Source organism: Paenibacillus marchantiae, assembly GCF_028771845.1.
GTDB classification, from domain to species: domain Bacteria; phylum Bacillota; class Bacilli; order Paenibacillales; family Paenibacillaceae; genus Paenibacillus; species Paenibacillus marchantiae.
Genome location: NZ_CP118270.1, coordinates 3,010,366 through 3,031,045, shown reverse-complemented (window position 1 = coordinate 3,031,045; position 20,680 = coordinate 3,010,366). Strand labels below are relative to the sequence as shown.

The 20,680-nt window shown below is 45.8% G+C and carries 16 protein-coding genes; 6 read left to right on the top strand and 10 right to left on the bottom strand.

The genetic code is table 11. From position 1 onward, the window contains the following. Positions 1–50 precede the first annotated feature (50 nt). Positions 51–956 carry an ABC transporter permease gene (locus PTQ21_RS14025; RefSeq protein WP_274570273.1) on the bottom strand — a complete coding sequence of 302 codons (906 nt, stop codon included), beginning with the start codon at positions 954–956 and terminating at the stop codon, positions 51–53. Between the two features lie 401 nt (positions 957–1,357). On the opposite strand from PTQ21_RS14025, the gene PTQ21_RS14020 reads away from it, so the two are divergent. Further along, on the top strand, positions 1,358–3,604 hold the full coding sequence (locus PTQ21_RS14020; RefSeq protein WP_274570272.1) for an AraC family transcriptional regulator: 2,247 nt from the start codon (positions 1,358–1,360) through the stop codon (positions 3,602–3,604). A 118-nt stretch (positions 3,605–3,722) separates the two neighbouring features. Here PTQ21_RS14020 and trmB read toward each other — a convergent pair whose 3' ends face one another. Both trmB and PTQ21_RS14010 read right to left on the bottom strand, forming a co-directional pair. After that, positions 3,723–4,472, bottom strand: a complete 750-nt coding sequence (gene trmB, locus PTQ21_RS14015; protein WP_064639506.1) for a tRNA (guanosine(46)-N7)-methyltransferase TrmB — start codon at positions 4,470–4,472, stop codon at positions 3,723–3,725. Positions 4,473–4,624: 152 nt separating this feature from the next. Next, the gene (locus PTQ21_RS14010; protein ID WP_062320234.1) at positions 4,625–4,825 is read right to left on the bottom strand and encodes a hypothetical protein; all 201 of its coding nucleotides are present in this window, start codon (positions 4,823–4,825) and stop codon (positions 4,625–4,627) included. A 272-nt stretch (positions 4,826–5,097) separates the two neighbouring features. On the opposite strand from PTQ21_RS14010, the gene PTQ21_RS14005 reads away from it, so the two are divergent. The 5 genes from PTQ21_RS14005 (at position 5,098) to PTQ21_RS31395 (ending at position 8,865) form a co-directional block, all read left to right on the top strand. Continuing rightward, complete coding sequence (locus PTQ21_RS14005) at positions 5,098–6,051, top strand: tRNA modification radical SAM protein MnmL/YtqA (RefSeq protein WP_064639508.1); 954 nt, start codon at positions 5,098–5,100, stop codon at positions 6,049–6,051. A gap of 1 nt (position 6,052) precedes the next feature. After that, positions 6,053–6,637: a tRNA 5-(aminomethyl)-2-thiouridylate-methyltransferase MnmM gene (locus tag PTQ21_RS14000; protein ID WP_072734055.1), complete on the top strand. Its 585-nt coding sequence runs from the start codon at positions 6,053–6,055 to the stop codon at positions 6,635–6,637. Between the two features lie 187 nt (positions 6,638–6,824). Beyond that, positions 6,825–7,802, top strand: a complete 978-nt coding sequence (locus PTQ21_RS13995; RefSeq protein WP_090954427.1) for a type I phosphomannose isomerase catalytic subunit — start codon at positions 6,825–6,827, stop codon at positions 7,800–7,802. A gap of 84 nt (positions 7,803–7,886) precedes the next feature. Then, positions 7,887–8,753, top strand: coding sequence for an alpha/beta fold hydrolase (locus tag PTQ21_RS13990; protein ID WP_338020319.1), 867 nt, complete (start codon positions 7,887–7,889; stop codon positions 8,751–8,753). Next, the gene (locus PTQ21_RS31395) at positions 8,743–8,865 is read left to right on the top strand and encodes a hypothetical protein (protein ID WP_338020318.1); all 123 of its coding nucleotides are present in this window, start codon (positions 8,743–8,745) and stop codon (positions 8,863–8,865) included. The genes PTQ21_RS13990 and PTQ21_RS31395 overlap by 11 nt, the downstream gene beginning before the upstream one ends. Positions 8,866–8,992: 127 nt before the next feature. On the opposite strand, the gene odhB is transcribed toward PTQ21_RS31395, so the two are convergent. The 7 genes from odhB to PTQ21_RS13955 form a co-directional block, all read right to left on the bottom strand. After that, entirely contained in the window at positions 8,993–10,267 is a 1,275-nt protein-coding gene (gene odhB, locus PTQ21_RS13985) for a 2-oxoglutarate dehydrogenase complex dihydrolipoyllysine-residue succinyltransferase (RefSeq protein ID WP_090808613.1), read from the bottom strand. Between the two features lie 5 nt (positions 10,268–10,272). Then, entirely contained in the window at positions 10,273–13,146 is a 2,874-nt protein-coding gene (locus PTQ21_RS13980; RefSeq protein ID WP_274570271.1) for a 2-oxoglutarate dehydrogenase E1 component, read from the bottom strand. 677 nt (positions 13,147–13,823) lie between these two features. Beyond that, positions 13,824–17,354 carry a DUF5704 domain-containing protein gene (locus tag PTQ21_RS13975; RefSeq protein ID WP_274570270.1) on the bottom strand — a complete coding sequence of 1,177 codons (3,531 nt, stop codon included), beginning with the start codon at positions 17,352–17,354 and terminating at the stop codon, positions 13,824–13,826. Positions 17,355–17,521: 167 nt separating this feature from the next. After that, complete coding sequence (locus PTQ21_RS13970) at positions 17,522–18,805, bottom strand: S-layer homology domain-containing protein (protein ID WP_274570269.1); 1,284 nt, start codon at positions 18,803–18,805, stop codon at positions 17,522–17,524. Positions 18,806–19,147: 342 nt separating this feature from the next. Further along, positions 19,148–19,561, bottom strand: a complete 414-nt coding sequence (locus tag PTQ21_RS13965) for an NUDIX domain-containing protein (protein ID WP_240321356.1) — start codon at positions 19,559–19,561, stop codon at positions 19,148–19,150. Positions 19,562–19,724: 163 nt separating this feature from the next. Then, positions 19,725–20,087, bottom strand: a complete 363-nt coding sequence (locus tag PTQ21_RS13960) for a cupin domain-containing protein (RefSeq protein WP_269055039.1) — start codon at positions 20,085–20,087, stop codon at positions 19,725–19,727. After that, positions 20,084–20,602: a GNAT family N-acetyltransferase gene (locus PTQ21_RS13955; protein WP_072734060.1), complete on the bottom strand. Its 519-nt coding sequence runs from the start codon at positions 20,600–20,602 to the stop codon at positions 20,084–20,086. Before PTQ21_RS13955 ends, PTQ21_RS13960 begins: the two co-directional genes overlap by 4 nt. Between the last annotated feature and the right edge of the window lie 78 nt (positions 20,603–20,680).

The window sequence follows — 20,680 nt, the reverse complement described above, 5'->3', positions numbered from 1 at the left end:
ATCTCGGGTACGCGTGTGCATAGTAGGTCTCCCTTCTGCCTATAGGCGTTTTAGAACAAGGCGTAGTCCTCATTCACTTTACGGATGATATAGTTGACGGTCATGATCAGGATAAAACCGAACAGCGATTGATACAGACCAGCCGCAGTAGCCATTCCGATATCAAACGTCACTTTCAGGGAACGATACACATACGTATCGATGATATCTGTAGCGTTATATAAGACACCGTTATTTCCAATGAGTTGGTAAAAGAGATCAAACTGTCCCTTCATAATGCTCCCGAGCGAGAATAACAACAGGATGACAAAGGTCGGTTTTAGCATCGGTACGGTGATGTACCAAATGCGCTGAAAGATATTGGCCCCGTCAATCCGGGCGGCCTCGTAATACTCATCGCTGATCCCTGTAATAGCTGCAAGGTAGATGACCATGCTGTACCCGAGATTTTTCCACAGATAAAAAATGATGATCAGGAACACCCAGATCCAGGGTGTATTGTAAATATCAACTGGCCCCGCCTCAAAACGTTTGAGTACCGTGTTAACAAAACCGGATTCATAGTTGAACATGTTGTAAGCGATTACACTTAATAGTACAAACGAAATGAAATACGGTAAAAACATGACCGACTGCGTAATTTTCTTAAACACTTTTCCCCGAATTTCATTGAGCAAAATCGCACAGAAGATCGCTAGCCCGTTTCCTAATATAATGAAGGCCAGATTGTACCCCACCGTGTTGGTTGTCAGCTTCAGCAGCATTCCGGATTGCCACAGAAACTTGAAGTTCTCCAGGCCCACAAATGGGCTGCCGAACAATCCACCTTCAAAATCATAGCGGGTAAACGCATAATAGATGCCGACCATCGGAAAATACGAGTTAATCAGAAAAAAGATCAGTGTAGGCAGCAGCATGAGAAACATGATTTTGTTTTTGTTCAATTCTTTGAGCATGGCTCGATCCCTCCCGAATTTCTTACGGCGCGGCGCGCAATGGAGCTCTGTTTTATTGTAGTTGCCCTAAGTGCTACCGGATACTGAATCATTCGGCCGGATCATGAACGATTCTGCGAAACAGAATATGAACAATATGAACGAACACTGAAATGAATGCCTGAGCGTTCACAAAAGTTGATATCGTGCATAGGTTGAACCTAGTGAACAATAAAGCGAAAGTTGAACTTTAGCTACGGAAATCGGCCATAGCATGCTGTCCACCGTTGATGTAAACGCATACATACTATATAATTCGAAATACATCCGTGATTCACCACACCCATATTATGAATTCTCATCCTTCGCTATGAAGTCTAACTTTGTTCATCCAAAACAGGAGGTCCACGGGAGGGAAGGTCATGCGCAAACGTTCAGAGGACAGCCAGAAAGTGTTTGCACGGATTCTCATCGGCATTATTGTTAGCACTGTTGCCACCTTGCTTGTGGCTTCTACCATTTTGTACGTCAACTATAATCGTATTGCCCTTCGTCAGGTCTACCGAACCGATATGAACGGTCTTACCCAGACCAGTCGGGAAGTCTCCAAGATGACCGAGACCGCCAAATCACTGTCTTATCAGATTTATCAGGATTACACCATCTCTGCCCTGCTGCTCTATTCAAATCCGAGTATCTATGAAATTACGTCAGCGATGGAACAACTCGACAACTATCGCATGTCCCTCCCTTTTATCGAATCCATCTATGTATATAACTCCAAAAATGATGAGTTCTTTATCAGCTCCAATGAGGTTCGAAATGGACAACAGTCCATCTCGGAAATTGACGATCAAGGAATTACAAGTATCCTCGACCGTTTCCATGATTACAAACCTTTTGTCCCCATTCCGCGTACATACCAAGTTGGCTCCACCGAGGAAACTCAAGTCAGCAGTTATACGTACCTCTGTTACGACACGATCAATGACAATGCTACACTGAATTATGCTGTTGTCGTAAATATTAAGGACGACTGGCTCAGTCCCAATATGAACTCAGCTGATCAGCCAGGGAAAACGTTTATTATCAATGAACAGGGACAGTTATTGTCCGATTTCAGCAATCGTGCGCTAATGAAAGATTTGTCCAATGAAACGTTTATGCAGCCAATCCTAGAAAACACGGAGCAGTCCGCCTATTTTACGGCAGAGGTTGATGGAATAAAGTCACTCATTACCTACACTGCTCCTGATAACCTGGGGTGGCGCTATGTAAGAATAACGCCTTATGACCTAATCACCTCAGATATTCGTAATATGCGAACTCACACCGTTCTGTTTTGTATTGGGCTATTAATTGCGGGAGTGCTCTTATCCTACCTCGTGTCCCGGAAGCTATATCATCCCATTGATAAAGTGCTTGTCCGTATGCGTGTGATGGAAGCGGAGCGTCGTGGCAGTCTGCACCTATTACGACAGGATTTTCTGCGTGGGGCTTTGCAAGGACGTGAAACGGTATCGGGAGGCATGCTGGAGGACAGAATGAAGTTCTACGGCTCTTCTGTGGATGTTCATCGTCTAACAAGACTGGTACTGCTTCGTATTGATCATTTTACCGATTTCAGCGATACCTACAGGGATGAAGTCCAACTTATAAAATACGCGATGATAAACATTTGCACGGAAACGGCTGACCTTTACTACCACACCGAAGCTGTGGATATGGGCAGCGATCTGATCACACTTATCTTTAATGATAAAGTTCAGGATGAAGCTGATGATGAGTATTGCCCCATTGAGGACCTGCTGCGCATGATGCAGGCTGCCGTGATGACACATCTAAGATGTTCCATTTCATTTACCATCGGGCCAGTGGAAGATTCACTGGAAAACAGTATTGCTTCTTATACTCGATCAGCAGAAGCTTCTCTTCATCGTTTGTTCATGGGTCCTGGATGCCTGATTTACACCTCGGACATCATGGCGTACCATGCCAAAGAATATGCTTTCCCTGTTGGAAAAGAGAGACAGTTGATTGATTACCTGATGACAGGCAAGACAGGCGAAGCCAAACAGGTCTATGCAGACATCGTGAGCGAAACGGCAACATATCCATTTACCGTATTTCAACTGGCTCTGTCCCATCTGACCATGACTCTGAATCATGTGAGAAACACACTCAAAAAGAACAACCAGCTTACACTTGAATCCATCTCCGACCGTTCGATGCTGCCGATTCATGATGCCGAGGATCTCAGTGAAGTTCACGCCCACTTCTATCGCATGTTTGATGAGCTTGGATCCAAAGTTGAGGAGAAAAGAACGCTTAAACATGAAGAACTCATTCGCAAAATTAACTGCATTATTGAACGAGATTACGCAGACACCAATCTTTGTCTGACCTCGATTGCAGATGAACTAGCCATGTCACCCATCTATGTCAGCAGACTCTATAAACAACTAACGTTAAAAGGTCTAACCGATGTTATTAACGAGACCCGCATAGCCAAAGCGCAATTCCTGCTCATTGAGACGGAAAACTCTGTAGCTGATATTGCTGAGCAAACCGGGTTCACCAACAGTTCTTATTTCTATCGGATGTTTAAGAAATTCAACGGGGTTACTCCCAACGATTATCGACGTAAGGAGCTTCATTCGGAGCTTTAGCAGAAGTAAAACGAACTTCCACAAGTGACGTCATGAGATTAAGTTCCATCAGAACAGCAAAAAAAGCGTGATATGAGGATCTGGTAGCCAGATGCATATCACGCTTTTTTTTATAATATTACTCTTGATCTTCGCCAGACTCGTCCGCAGCTTCCCGAACTTTATACTTGTCCAAGCGGATTTGTTGATACTCGCGCAAGGCCTCTTCACCAACGATGACTTCAACCCGGTGAATGTTCATGCCTTTGCCCATGAATTTCTGCTCATACTCTGTCATGACATGCTCTTCATTCAATCCATCACGGTGCAGGTTCAGAGACAAATTGGTCATTTGCAGACCAAAGTCGGCAATTGCATTGAGAGAGAAATCAAACAATGTCTCCGAATCTGTTTTGAAATGAATCTGTCCTTTGGTGTTAAGCAGTTCCGTATATTTCTTCAGGAAACGTGGATGTGTCAAACGACGACGTGCATGCTTGGCTTTCGGCCAAGGATCGCTGAAGTTCAGATAAATCCGTTCCAGTTCTTCCTGTTCAAATACTTCCTCAATCTGTTCGATATTAGCCAGCGCCAGCTTCAGGTTGGGTGGTGTCTCCACTTCTGCCTGACTCCATGCTTTCCGAGCCTTCTCGCTGGCACGACGCACCAATTCATCATACATATCAATACCGATAAAATTGAATTCCGGATATTTATAACTCATTTGGCTGATAAATTGACCTTTACCCATGCCAAATTCCACAAAGATTGGATGGTCATTGCCAAACAGTTCAGACCATTTTCCTTTGTACTGTTTGGGATCAAGAACAACGAGGTCAACTTGTTGCTCCAAATTTTCACGAATCCCTTTTCTGCCACGTAAACGCATCTTATTCCTCCGTTTATCCATACTTGTCTCAGAATCATTTTGCCGAAGAACTGGCTAATTGTAAAGAGCAATGAAAAAGGAATCTTCGGATCTGCCACTTTGGGGCAAATCTCAAAGATTCCCTCTTCGATTTATTTGGAATTGGGGTCCAACTACTTTAATAGTTCATAGTCTACCTTATCTTGGTGTGAAAAATCAAATGTCTTTTCGAAAGCATCGCGAACTTTTTGTCTTGCAGCCGCTTTCACTTTCGGATTGCCATTGAAACGAACACCTGTCAAAGCCAGAGCTTCTTCTGCCGTCAGTTCTACAGAAACATGATGAAGATCATTATTTTTAACTTGGGAATTCATTCATATCACCTCACGGTATAGTATGGTCCATGACGTCAACATTGATTCAAATGCTATGATGAATAGTACCCATTAGATGGTGTCTGACGCTGGTTTAAATATAACATAATGTGTAAACTATAGCAAGGATAAAACCTCGTTTCTACGGCCTATTTTTGCGACTAGATTCCCCTTTTTTTGAGTTTTTTGATACAATGGTAAAAGTTCAAAAAGAGTCGAATTCAGTAATAGAATAAGCAAGCCATTAGGTAAACCAAAGGAGTACCCTGAAGATGAATGCACCTTCAATACAACCTCCTCTTCTGTGGGGAGATAAACGATTCCATACCTGGAATTACGAAATGAGAGACGAATTTAACAATAAGGTTTTCAAAGTGATGCTGGATGCAGGTTTCACCTGCCCGAACCGAGATGGATCTATCGCCAAAGGAGGCTGTACATTTTGCAGCGCTCGTGGATCGGGTGATTTCGCCGGTAGCAGACGCGATGATCTGGTCACCCAATTTAATACCATTCGGGATAAACAGCATCTGAAATGGCCGACAGCTCACTACATTGGCTATTTCCAAGCCTATACCAACACATACGCACCCGTTGAAGAACTGCGTGAATACTTTGAAGAAATCTTGAAGCAGCCCGGTGTCGTGGGACTGTCCATCGCCACTCGCCCTGACTGTTTACCGGATGACGTCGTTGATTACTTGGCTGAATTGAATGAACGCACCTACCTATGGGTTGAGATGGGTCTGCAAACCATTCACGAGTCCACGTCAACCCTAATTAACCGTGCGCATGATACGCAGTGTTATGAGGAAGCCGTTGCGAAGTTACGCAAACGGAATATTCGGGTGTGTACACATATTATTTACGGACTGCCTCAGGAAACCCATGAAATGATGCTGGATACCGGACGGGCTGTTGCCAACATGGATGTGCAGGGAATCAAAATTCATCTACTTCATCTGATGCGCAAAACGCCAATGGTGAAGCAGTATGAAGCCGGGCTCCTTCGTTTCCTGGAACAAGACGAGTACATTAAACTCATCGTCGATACGCTGGAGATGCTTCCACCGGAAATGATTGTACACCGTCTTACAGGTGATGCACCGCGTGATTTGCTGATTGGGCCAATGTGGTCCATGAACAAATGGGAAGTTTTGAATTCGATTGATCGTGAGCTGCGTGAGCGGGATTCCTGGCAAGGTAAATACTGGAGGGGTGCTTAAGATGGGCTTTCTTTCGGTTTTAAGTTGTGCCCATCAATGGATTTCTTCCCGGCTACAGCCTGGAGATTTAGCTATTGATGCAACGGTTGGAACGGGGGCGGATACTCTGTTTCTGGCGCAAAAAGTTGGTAAACGTGGTCAAGTCATTGGTTTCGATATTCAGAGCGAGGCACTAACCTTGGCACAAGCCCGTATTCGCAAACAAGAGGATAGCGCAAAATTAGGCTCCATCTCCATGCTTCAATTAAGCCATGATCGAATGGCTGAGGCCGTTCCTGAAACATGGCAGGGTAATGTCGGTGCTGTAATGTTCAACCTGGGTTACCTGCCTTCGGAAGATGCGGACTCCACCATAATTACGGAAACAGACAGTACTATTGCTGCTCTCCAGGCTGCACTAGCATTGCTCAAGCCGCGCGGCATTATTACCGTTGTGCTGTATCCAGGTCATGATGGAGGATCACAGGAAGCGGATGCGGTATTGGAGTGGTCCTCTGCTCTACCTGTAGAGCAGGCACAAGTGGTGATTTATCGCCAATTGCAGCGTGACGCCTCTCCTTTTCTGATTGGCATCGAGAAAAAATAATTTCCTTTGTTCGACAAATGCAATAAACTAGACACAATCGCAACAAAGCACTCTTTGGGTTCAATTTATGCGATTTGTGTTCTACATAAAGACGTGCAACCGTATTCACTGTTACACTCATGCCAACTACGCGGTCATGATTGATTAAAGCGATCCACCATTTCATATACTAGAGGAGAGATTAGGAATGCCTACGCCATACCCAATGCAATTTCAACCAGAGTTCAAAGAACGTGTATGGGGAGGCCGCGCGCTGGAGCAATTCGGCCTGACGCCGCCTGAAGGACATATAGGAGAAGGCTGGATGATTGCGGATCATCCCAATGGTACAACCAAGGTATTAAATGGAGCACTTGCCGGAAAAGGCCTCGATGAAGTCCGTGAACAACTGGGCACAGCTTGGCTTGGAACCAAAGGAGTTTCGGAAAAGGGCGGACGATTCCCGCTTCTGATCAAACTGCTTGACTGTAACGATGATCTGTCTGTACAAGTTCATCCAACAGATGATTACGAAGCGCTCCCTCCTGGCGAGCTTGGCAAAACGGAAATGTGGTATGTGCTTGATGCCAAACCAGGAGCTCATATCATCTACGGCCTGAATGAAGGCGTTGACCGTGAAGTACTGAAGGAAGCGCTGGAGAATGGTACGGTCATGGATACCCTTCGTCAAGTACCTGTAGAGGCTGGAGATACGTTCTTTATCCCTGCGGGAACGGTACACGCTCTATGTGCAGGTGTAGTTGTGGCTGAGATTCAGCAAAACTCGGATACAACATACCGGATTTACGATTATAATCGTCCAGGTTTGGATGGCAAACCACGTGAGCTGCATGTTGAGGATTCATTGAATGTAACGGCTTATGAGGGTGCTGGCGCCACGACGATGAAAACCAACAACGCAACTCCAGGTGAGTGGCTGAAGCTTGCGGAATGTCCATACTTTGTAGTGGAAAAAGGGATTGTTACAGGACGTTGGGAGCTCTCTACAAGTGCTGAAAGCTTCACTATTCTTGTGGTCTGTGAAGGTAGCGGAACGCTGGAGTGGGATAACGCGGAATCGGATAAAATCGAATTGAAAGCTGGACAATGTTACTTACTGCCTGCCAACCTGGGCTCCTATACGCTGGATGGCAACACTACTGTTCTTCGCTCTTATTTGCCTTAATTGAATAATCAACTATCTATTCAAGGGTGAATTCCCTGATTTGAACTGGCTTTAATGTGACCTGTGAAGGAGGATTTACACGAGATGCAGGAATCTACCTTTAGCCTGGTTGGCAATGAAGGTACCCGTATTCATGTGTACCGCTGGCTTCCCGATCCGGAGTGCAACATCAAAGGTGTGGTCCAGATTGCACATGGCATGAGCGAGACTGCTGCCCGATACGCTGAATTTGCCCAACATCTCACCACGCACGGCTACGCGGTCTATGCGAATGACCATCGTGGTCATGGTAAAACGGTCGAAAACTCGGATTTGTTGGGCAATGCCGGCGTAGATGCTTTCCGCTGGATGGCGAGTGACATGATGAATCTGGGCGAAGTTGCCGCCAAAGAAAACCCTGATGTGCCCCTCTTTTTGATGGGGCATAGCATGGGGTCGTTTTTGGTACAGCATCTAATGTATGCTGGCCACGAGCGTTACCATGCATTTATTTTGTCCGGCACCAATGGCAAGCGCGGTCTGCTTCGGATTGGAGAGAAACTGGCTTTCTTGCAGTGTGGCATTCAGGGGAAGGGTCATCCAAGTATGCTGCTCAATGCGCTCGTATTTGGCGGATTCAACCGTTCTTTCCGTCCGGCAACAACGCCGTTTGATTGGCTGTCCCGGGACTCCGAAGAGGTCAAGCGGTTTATGGATGACCCTTTGTGTGGAGCCGTCTGCTCTGCAGGTTTTTTCCGTGACTTTTTCAAACTGCTGTTGGACATTCACTTGCCGCGCAACATGAAACGTATTCCTAAGGATAAATCTGTATATCTGTTCTCGGGTGAACAAGATCCGGTGGGACTTCATGGCAAAGGAGTGCTTAACCTGGTCTCCCAATATCGAGAGCTTGAGCTTGAGGATATTGAATACCGCCTCTATCCGGGGGCGGGCCCACGAAATGCTGCATGAAACGAATCGGACTGAGGTTGCCGGGCATGTCGTGGAGTGGCTGGAGAGGCATACGTCCGACTACAGTGCCTATCATTCCACAGCACATGCAGAAACCGCCGATTCCATATAATGCGACACAAATTACCTATACAATGACGAAAGCCCCTGAACGGGTGCACAGCATACACTGTGCTCCGCGTTCAGGGGCTTTACTTTTTTTATTTATAAGATGGCAATTTAATGTTAATCGTTATGGATTACCCTTCGATCAGCAAAGACTCTGGATCTTCAAGCAATTCTTTTACCGTCACGAGGAAACGTACGGCTTCGCTACCATCAATGATACGGTGATCGTACGACAGGGCGATATACATCATCGGACGGTTCTCCATCCGCTCTGCATCAATCGCTACCGGACGAAGCTGGATTTTGTGCATACCCAGAATACCTACTTGAGGTGTATTCAAAATTGGTGTGGACAACAAGGAGCCAAACGTTCCGCCATTGGTAATGGTGAAGGTTCCTCCTTGCAGATCAGACAAAGCCAGCGTGTTGGAACGGGCTTTGGATGCCAGGTCAGCAATGCTTTTCTCGATCTCAGCAAAGCCAAGACGATCTGCATCACGTACAACCGGTACGACAAGACCTTCTTTGGCAGATACCGCAATACCGATATCATAGTACTTTTTGAGAACTACATCTTCGCCATCAATCTCCGCGTTAATGGTTGGGAACTTTTTCAGTGCGCCTACAACTGCTTTGGTGAAGAAGGACATGAAGCCGAGATTGATTTCATGTTTCTCTTTGAACTTGTCCTTACGACGTTTACGAACATCCATGATTGCCGTCATATCCACTTCGTTAAACGTAGTCAACATCGCTGCAGTCTGCTGTGCTTCTACCAGGCGTTTCGCAATGGTAGCACGACGGCGGGACATACGTTGACGCTCCACTGGTTTGGTATACGTGGAACCACCTGCTGCCGGAGCACTAGGTGCTGCAGCGGGAGCTTTAGCAGGAGGCGCTGTAGGAGCGGCAGCCTGCGTGTTGTGAGTTTTCACATCATCCTGATAAACACGGCCAATCGGATCCTTGCTCTGTACCTGATCGAGCTCAATACCACGCTCACGTGCAAGTTTACGAGCAGATGGTGAAGCTGTCTTCGAGCTGCTATCCGAAGATTCCGGTGCTGCAGCAACGGGTGCTGGTGGCGGAGTTGGAGCTTCCGGTGCAGGAGCTGATTGTTTCTGCTCTGTTGCTGCTGGTTGGGAAGCGGACGCGCCGCTTCCTCCTCCAGTTCCAGCTGAAAGTGTTCCAATCGTTTCACCAATTTCTACAGTCTCGCCTTCCTGGCGAACAATTTTCTCAAGAACACCGCTCTCTTCAGCACTGATCTCAATATTTACTTTATCCGTTTCCAGTTCCAGAAGAACATCACCCTGATTAACGGTTTCGCCTTCTTTGACCAGCCATCTGGATACGGTTCCTTCCGTTATCGACTCACCCATTGCAGGTACTTTAATTTCACTCACAGCTGTTACCTCCCCAGTGGAATATTATTCTTCGTCGTTTGCTTCAATGCGGATGTAATGATCTGTTGCTGTTCCATGCCATGCACAAGTTGATAACCGCTGGAAGGACTCGCATGTTCCGGGCGACCTTCGTATTTAACGGTTGTTCCTTCTGGCGCGATTTCACGAAGACGAGGCTCCATGTATGTCCAGGCACCCATGTTTTTGTTTTCTTCCTGTACCCACACCAGCTCTTTCAGCTTGCTGAAACGTGCAAGTACACGCTTGATTTCTTCCGCCGGGAACGGATACAGCTGTTCGACACGAATAATGTGAAGCCAAGACCAATCTGCATTATCTTTCTCAAAAGCATCTTCCAGATCGATGGCGATTTTACCACTGCACAAAACAATGCGCTCTACGCGATCCGGTTTCGTGCCCAATCCTGCTTGCTCAAGCACAGGCTCAAACTTGCCTTCGCTGAACTCTGCTGCAGGTGAAGCGACACGAGGATTACGAATGAGACTTTTCGGCGACATCATAACGAGCGGACGAGCATCTTCCGTTTCAGTCAACGAAGCCTGACGACGCAACAGATGGAAATATTGCGATGCACTTGTCAAATTCGCAACGGTCATATTGTCTTCTGCACAAAGCTGCAGGAAACGTTCCAGACGAGCACTTGTATGCTCAGGTCCCTGACCTTCGTTCGCATGCGGGAGCAGCATGACCAGACTGGATTTTTGTGACCATTTGGCACGGCCGGCAGATACGAATTGGTCAAAAATAACCTGTGCACAGTTGGCAAAGTCTCCGAATTGTGCTTCCCAGATTACAAGCGTATCTGGTGAATAGACGTTATATCCGTATTCGAAACCAACAACGGACTCCTCAGACAACGGACTGTTGTAGATGGCAAAAGATGCTCTTGCCTGTGGCAGATGATGCAGTGGGCAGAATTTCGCACCATTCTCGGAGTCATGCAACACCAAGTTCCGATGGGCAAACGTTGCACGCTCTGCATCCTGTCCACTGATCCGGATTGGTTTGCCATCCGCAAGAATGGTAGCAAACGCAAGCGTCTCTGCAAGACTCCAGTCTACTTTCTCGCCTTCGTTCAGAGATGTGCTTCTGCGCTGCAAAATACGCTGCAACTTCGGATACACATTAAAATTCTCTGGCCATTTCAGCAAATCGGCGTTAATTGTCCGCAGATTTTCCAATGGTACCGCAGTTGGAATAATCGAAACGGCTTCTGGCTCGCTAATTTGACGTTGATAATATTCATGTACTTCATTGTTCTTCATCTGCTCGTATGCTTCTTTTAAGCGGTTCGTCACAGCTTCACGAATGCTGTTGATGGAGGCATCGTCGATAACCGATTCCTCTTTCAGATGATCCTGATACAAGTGACTAACCGTTGGATGAGCTTTTACTTTGTCATACACCGTCGGCTGTGTTGTTTCTGGATCATCCGTTTCGTTATGACCATAACGACGGTAACCGATCAGGTCAATCAGGAAGTCCTTTTTGAACAGGTTACGGTATTCTGCTGCCATACGAATAGCTGCGATACACGCATCCGGATTGTCTGCATTGACATGCACAATCGGAATCTCATATCCTTTGGCAAGGTCACTCGCATAATACGTTGAGCGTGAATCGCTACTGTCTGTTGTGAATCCAAGACGGTTGTTCACGATAATATGAATTGTTCCGCCATTTTGGTAACCAGGCAATGCTTTGAAATTGAGCGTTTCTGCTACAATACCTTCCCCAGGGAAAGCCGCATCACCATGCATCAGAATAGTTGCCGCTTTGGTTACATCCTGCTTCGGATATCCCGGATCACGGCGATCATCCTGTGCTGCACGTGCAAAGCCCTGTACAACCGGATTTACATATTCCAGGTGACTCGGGTTATTGGCTAGCGTAAGACGCGCTTGTACTGTTTCACCGTCTTTTACATAACGGTTTGCGCCCAGATGATATTTGACATCCCCCGTCCAACCGTAATTGATTCCTGTTGACCCTTCGGAAGGAACCAAATCCTTGTTCGGAGAATGATGGAATTCAGAGAAAATTTTGCTATACGGCTTGCCCAGTACATGAGCAAGTACGTTCAATCGACCACGGTGAGCCATCCCCATCAGAATATGGCTGGAACCAGCGTGTGCCATAATTCGGACTGCTTCATCCAGCATAGGGACTAACACGTCGTTACCTTCAATGGAAAAACGTTTTTGCCCAACAAATGTTTTGTGGAGGAAATCTTCAAATTGCTCCACTTCAACCAAACGTTCCAGTAAAGCTTTACGCTCCTCTGGATTAAGCGGTGCCGGCGAAGTACGAGATTCTGCACGGCGGTTCAGCCATTCCCGCTCATGAACCTCATGCACATGGCTGAATTCATAAGCGATAGGACCAGTATATATTTGCCGCAGGCGCTGGATGGCATCCAATCCTGTTACCGTCTGTCCATCTGCACCTTCCCAGATCAGGGAAGCTGGCAGAGCCTTCAAATCTTCTTCATTCAATTCAAAATGCTTCGGTTCAAGCAAAGAAGTATCTGAATCTTCACTGATTCCAAGGGGATCAATATCGGCCGCAAGGTGACCATAGGTACGAATATTCATTACCAGTTTCCCTGCTGTAACCGCTTTCTGTAATAGTTGAATATCCACGCTTCCGGAAGCCTTTTGGGCGTTGCCAGAATACGAGACTGAATGTGCATCCCTGCCAGACATCGGCGGTGCACCCCATTGTTCAAATAATTCCCGATAAGCCGGTGTAACTGCACCCGGGTCTTGGGAGTATAATTCATATTGTTCCTGTACGTATCCCATATTCGGGCCATAGTAACTTTCCCAGGGTTTCTTGTTGCCTTCCTCGATCGTCATCGACGTTCCCTCCGTCTTGATTTAGTCATAAGTTTTTGACGGAAATCATTGACTAAGCCGTAATTTGCGTTCGTTCAACATTTTAAGCTAAATTTTTCATGAAGTCCAATAATCGTGCTGTTGGTGGTAGTAACGTTGTTCCGACGCTCCCGTCAAGGTTTGTCTGCGTTTTCAAAATCATAGTAAACTGATGATTGTATATACCGTCGCACAGATGTCGAATACTGTCCTGATCCGTTCGAGGGTTACACCTTCCTCAACTTTTTCAAGTGAAGTCCGTGTTCTAATATCTATTCTATAAACTTTTACGCTCAGGAGCATTTCCTATTTTTAGTTCAATTGATGCATAAATTAGATGAATCGAATAATTGGAACATTTCCGACCCACAAATGTGCTCTGATTGTATGGCGTTTTGTTGTTAATCGCTTATCCTACAATGGTTTCTACACATTTTCAGGTTTCACCCGATTTGCAGCCTCCTTATTTAGAATTGTGGTCCATAATGTCCAAAAACAAACCGTCAAGATAAATATTAACCATTTGGCTTGGTATTCAACAAGAAAATGGGTATTTCTTGAAATTCAATGTATAAACCAAAAGCCGCCTGTAATGCGTAAAAGCATCCGGGCGGCTCTTTTGGACTTAGTTTATTTAAACTGACAGACATTTTATTTTTTTATTGTGGCACCTGAGACTGAAAATCGCTCCGGCTGGACTGATCTGCATGGTAAAAGACCACATCGCCATCCTTGAGGTGCCAAGTTCGGCCTTGACTGTCTACTGGTCTGTTATTGAAACCTTCCATCTTCCACTGATTCATCAGCGGAGCATAAATGTATTGCAGGTGTGGAGCCTCTGTATTCCCATCTCGAAGTGTCTCGATATTAAAGTTGACCACGATATATCCGTCCTTCAGAAATACAGAAGCCTTTTCATCCAGTTGATTTTGTCTGGCAAGCGATTCGAGATTGGTTCCCTTTGGCACGACGTATACATCTGCAGGCAGGCTGTATTCTCCGTACCAACGCTGGATCGCCGCATTCGCTCGGTCCACACTAACACCCGAAGGAATGTCTGTCTTGGGTCCAATCAGTGTACGAATGGAAGCGGGTAGGATCATCCAGTCATAGCGGCCTACCCATGTTTTCTGGTGAGAGATTTGATCTACAAGCTTAACCATATAATCAGCGAGCGAACTCTGATTGCGTTCATCGGCAGTCAGTTCATACGTATACTGATAACGCGCCGTGTCCCCCAATTCCGTACCGGGTACGTTACGCAACCTCGAGTTCAGGACAACAAACCTTTTCTCCAAATCCTGCGCCGATCCTATCCGAATAAGTCGCTCTTGACCGCGGTGGTAGTATAGATCAACTTCTTGTCTGGAAGAGCCATCTTTGCTCACAAAGTAGAATGTTGGAGTAATTCGAACACCATCCTGTTTCCCAAACATATTGCCTTTTGTTTTCAGGTCGAACTTGATATGGTAACCCGTTTTCACCGCAATATTACTAAAACCCTGCACAGGGTGACTACCTGGGCGAACAGGTAACACGAATGGTGCCAGATTCCCTCGCGGATCACCATCAATACTGTTAAGTCCTGTCCAGTAGCTCACTCCTGTCGGCTCCGAACTCCCGAGTTGCTTGCGGAACACGTTCTCCCAATTATAATCGGCGATATCCGTAACATGAAAATCATACAATCGCCCAACAACCTCCACCGGGACCGTATCTGCCGCGACATGATGGGTCAGATTTGTGTTGGCATCCTGCTGTTCGGTGAATGTCGAAGGAGCATTTTCCGCAATATTGCGAAATTCAACTCGATAATGCCCTTCATCCACCCATACTGGAAGATAGAAAATGGTATCCAGTTGGTTAACCGGAATGTCCACCCAGGTCTTGGCTGGAATGAACTGACTCCTATCGGCGTTATAGACGTCAAATGGGAAACGAATCTGCTTGATGCGAAAATACTTAGCATAGTCCCTATTGCCATAACCCGGGTAACTGGTTGCGTCCAGATGCTGCCCTGAGGTCGGGATGCGCACGATAAACGGTCGTTCCAGAATAAGCGCCGAACTGGTCGGATCAGGCACTGTTTTCTGGTTATGGGGCTGATCATCAGACACCCAGGCGTAGTTAACGACAGGCGTGTGCACCGTGACAGAATTGATTCCTTGAATAGAAAACTTCTGATCCTGACCGCCTTTAATGTTGCCAGGAATCAAGCCATATGCGATCTCGCCCGTTGTCGGTTGGTCCGCCTTGTTGACCAGTGTATTCTGAATAGTTAAACGATTCTGGTACAGCACGTTGTCGGCGATCATACCAGGCTGAGGGATTGTCCCAGGTCGCGGAGCGGTCTTATCCATCGAAGCAGGATCCATCACAGTGGTACCATTAAACACTACCTTGTCATTATTTACAGTGTTCTCTTTAACCTCAGTCTCCGCTTTGGATTGGAACAATGACGTTTCATCAGGTGTAGGCGGCTCGCTGTCACCGCCTGACTTTGTTTCAGTGGCAAGGTCGATTTCCTTGCAAGGTGCAGGTTTCACATGTGCGGTAACGGCATCATCATTAGCCGATTGTAAGGTCGGCGGTGTATATCCGTTTGGAGTCAGCGTTACTGTACCACCGTAGCCACCAAGTGCATAATTGGATATCGTAGCTTGATTTAACTGATAGACTTCCAAATTATCAATCTGCCAATAACTATATTGTCGTGTAACCTGCATTGGTTTTTCCACAGGAACGTCTAGTTCCTTAGGTTGTGGAGGTGTTCCTGGATCATTAGGCCCTGTCGAGGCTCTGCCCGGAATCGTCCATGTTTTGTGATACTTCTTTTTTACGTTGACCGTATAAGTCACTGTTCCCGTCATGTTCACCCAACGGTGCTGGAACAAGTATCCTCTAGCCATGACATTTGCATAGAGATCTTCAGAAGTCGGGATGCCACGGGTGACATCAAACTTCTCAGACCCCCGATCATCAGCTTTCAGCACGCCCGAAACGGAGGGGTCCATGACAGCCGATTCGATCAACGCTCCTTTATTAGGAGGACTGATGGTCACGGGGCAACCCACAACACCGCCGTTACCTGGATCAGTTCCCCCGTCTCCTCCGTTGCCTGTGCAGTCCTTTACCTCTAACACCTGTGTTCCTCGCTCATCCAACTGCTGGGCAGTGTCCACAAATCGGGCAGTGATGGTGGTGCTTCCGACGATACCTTTGATCGTCATTTTCCCATCTGCACCTATGGTCGCTACTGCTGGATTGGAGCTTTGCCAGGTCAATTTGGGATGAGCGGTAAGCTCATGAACAGAAAGATCTGACTTGGTCAGGATAGCTTTAGCTTGCAGCGGTGTGGCTGTGTCTGCTTTACAAGCGTTTGGCAGGTTCACAATGAGTCCTGGTTCGGACGTTACCGTAATGTCAGCCGTATCCGAGATGAGGTATGTACCGTTGTTCCAGATTGCACGCACAAAAGCAGTACCCGGCTTTTCAGCCTTCACCATTCCGGTTTTGGGTTCAATACTCACAATACTAGGATCGGATGACCACCAGGTGGTTTCAGCTTCGCGCCGACTTACGTCGATGCCTTCTACATTCCAATCTATGGCACCGTAATTCTTAGTCTTAACTTTGGCTTCCATTTGTTTGGTTTGTCCAACAGTTAAAGTAGAATCTGGGGTTACATCGATTTGCTTTTCTTCATGGATCTTACCTTCCCAGAAAATACTAACTGGAGTATGATATACCATCTTGAATTTTGGTTTATTACCAGGTCTGGTTCCATAACGTTCTCTTTCAAAGAAATCAAAACCTTTTCCCGTGTATGTTCTTAAGTCAGCATTTTTTTCACTTGTAACTCTCGGAGTCCCTATTCCTTCATAACTGTTAACCTGCTTATATTTTACACCTTCAGGGTTATCTTTTAGTTTAATATCAGTAACAACTGAATTATTAACTGTTATTCCTTTGTATGGTTTCCAGCTTAGTGGCGGCCACCTACTCATATCAACATTATCCGGTATTTCCGTTTTTACTGGATATGCATCATCATCGGAACCTCCATTATCTACAATTTTGTACGTTCCCTGAAAGTCGGCTCTAAATTCTCCTGAATCAAGTTGGTACCAGTAAACTCCAGGGATTCCTTCCGTTGCATTTGCATCTACAGTCACTGAAGGTCCTTTCATAGATTTAGGCCCATAAGGCTGTTCTACAGCACTAACTGTAGAAAGGGTATGAGGGGTAAAGTTATAGATTATTGTGATCATAAACAGAACCATAACCGCTCTGAATGAAGTTCGGAAGTAACCTCGTCCAAAAAATTTAATATTGAAATCAAACACCACCAAAAATTCTATTGATAGATCTGAACCTCTTTTCCAGCATCATTCTTCAACATATAACCCCCTTTTACAGGGTCTAAAGTATGTGACGTCCAAAACTTTGCTGGCCTTTCCTTTTTAAGCATTCCATTTGAATCATCTGGTAAAGTAATAAACCCTTTAGCCTTCAAATAATCTATGTTAAATAGTCGTTGAATTGGAATAGCAATGTTATCATTCGCTCTAGCAAAAGTTAAGAGATTTGACTTTTCAACCTTTGATGTGAACGTAATCTCGGCATAGGTAGAAAATTGTCCCTTTTGTGCACGGGTTAAGTTCTTTTCATCTACAAACAGCGAAGCGTAAAGACCTTTAGGCTTACTTCCTCTTGTATCCACTACAATAAATCTATGGTATTTTACAATACCAACATTATTTTTCAATGTGTAATCGGTGTTAACGATATCTGCAAAACTACCTTTGATATATTTATAGTTTGAAACAGTCGTTAAATTCGTTCCTGTTGTACCTACCTCACGCATTTCATTCAGATCACTGTACTTCCCTGCATCCGTACCCTCGACATCCATATAACGCAGCAAAATGGCAGACACTTCAGCTCGCGTTGTTGGATCAGCAGGCTTCAAGGAACCATCCTCAAATCCACCCACAATGCCAGTGCCGCGAACAAGTGCAAGATAAGGAATTTGCTCTGCACGAATCGTTCCGCGATTTACTTCAGGGGTAGGTAGCAGTGTATTTTTGCTATCGTCAAAAGCATCCTGGAAACTGGTTCCCGACTTGATCAGTCCGTTTGCAATCCATTTCATCATCTCGTAGCGTGTGAGCTCGGCATTGGGGTTGAATCCTTTCGGATAATCATTAGCGTTAATAAAGCCTTGGCCCACCAACTGTGTCACAGCTGATTCAGACCAGTGTCCCTTGAGATCAGCAAAAGGATTCTCGTCTTGTACCTTTTCCAAGCTGGTTGCACGGCTGAGAAGTGTGGCATACTCACCACGGGTGATTTTGGCATTGGGGCGGAACGTACCATCCTGATAGCCGGAGATCAGATTTTTATCATAGGCTTTGACAATTGTGGCTTGCGCCCAGTGCCCTTTGATATCTTTGAACTTCGTGAGCGCAGAAGCCGTTGTGCCCGCTCCATTCGTGCTTGTAGCAGCATCCACAGTAGACACCAGACCCACGGTTCCAGTAGTCAGCAGCGTTCCTGCCAGCAAAGCCGTCGTCAACAATCCGACTATTAACACATTCCTTTTTGATTTACTACCGTTTAATCTCATCTGCTTCTTCAAATCTACTCACTCTCCTATGTACCTTAGTATGGGGCAAACTTCTGCTTCTTCAGCAATCGTACTACTCTTCAAGCTAAAACCTAAATTTGTAATAATCATCAATATTCTACCATGCAAATCTAGGCTATTGGTATTATTTTTCAGCAATCCCCATCACTACAAGGCCTGCAACCTCCCCTTCCAAAGACCCAATCCACCCCTAAAAACACAAAAAAAGGCCACGAATCCGCAGATTCATAGCCTTATGCTTTAAGGTGTCAGTCCTATTCATTTGAAAAAATTGTAATCTATCTATCACAGAATAAACGATTCTGTTCCATTTGACCAGTCCTAAAATTCAAATCAAGTAGTTTTGTTAATCATATACTTTGCAAATGGCGTCAACGACAACGCTCCGACCTCTTCCAGAGTAAACCATTGTGCGCCCAGCGAATCTTCGCCATCCGGTTCCCTTTTGATCTCATAAGGCCGACTTTCGCTTGTCAAATATACATCGTATAGAATTCCAATATGGTGCAGCTCTTCCGGCTCGCCTTCGTGAACCCACTCCAATACGTTCGATTCCGCAGAACGAATCACCAATTGTAGATTGGAAAGACCCGTCTCTTCCTCGATCTCACGGTGTAGGGCGGTCTCCGGTTGCTCACCAAACTCCAACCTTCCTCCAGGCAAATCCCATTTCCCCATGTAGGCCCCTCTCGCCTTATGTATTAACAGGACTTTTTGCTCCCAAGTGACTAAACCGTATACCCCCATGTGTGTGTACCGATCCACTTAAAGGTTCTTCCTCTCGTCTGAAAGATGCCTAACTTGCTCTTCCAATCTACGAATACGCTTATTCAACTGATAGAACGATGGAGTAAATATCACTCCAATAATAATAACAATGACCCAAACACTCAAATCATCAGCCCCTATCTTAAGAATCTCCCGACTCTAGCGATAACCGAACAATCAGTTCTTCACCCTCAATCAACAATGCGGTTAACCCTTTGTTCGAGCCAGATTGGTGATTCTCCCCGTTGGTCCAATACGCGGCTTCTCCCGATCGTACAGCTACCCGTTCGCCTGTCTCACCTTCCACCCACCCTTCCCCTTCAAGCACCAGAAACACCTGGTCGCCCACAGCTGGATGCAAACCTACACTTCCTCCTGCAGACAGTTTCAGTTGTGCTACGTGGCAGGCTGTTGCGCTTCGGAGTATCGGCGTAATCTTTGCTCCCTCACTGCCATAAGCGGTGATGGTACGTCGGTCCTCTGGTTTGAGACGATATATCTTCACTTCTTATTCTCCTCTGCCACGGTATCGAGATCCAGAGACAAACGAATCATATCGACGCAGCGAATACCATCTTCTATAATCTCTTCTTCATAATGCTTCACAAAGAAATCCCGATCGACCCCTACAATGCGAAAACCACAGCGTTGATATAGCTTCAACTGATGAAAACTTGAGTTGCCTGTCCCAATTTCTACCGTTCGACCACCGAGCCTGCGTGCTGCCTCTATCGCTTCCTTGATCATGTGTTTGCCAACGCCCTGTCCCTGTAACTCTTCCTGTACGGCAATATTAACAATCTCTACCGTCTCTGGACGCGTCTTAAGCAAAACAAACTCTCCTACCATTTCTCCTTCATATTCAGCGATAAAACAAACACCGCGACTCAGATATTCGTCAACTATGGCTTTGGACGGATCAGCCATCAATAAAAGTTGATAAGGTTTTTCTTCTTCCCAGTCCAAAATCCGGAACGACAATTTCACACCAATCTCCACCTTTTCCTCGTACATATTCATTTACGTCCCGTTTGCAGAAGCCTATGTATGGCTAGTCACCAAATATATAACAACCTTCCGTATATAAATGTTTTAGTC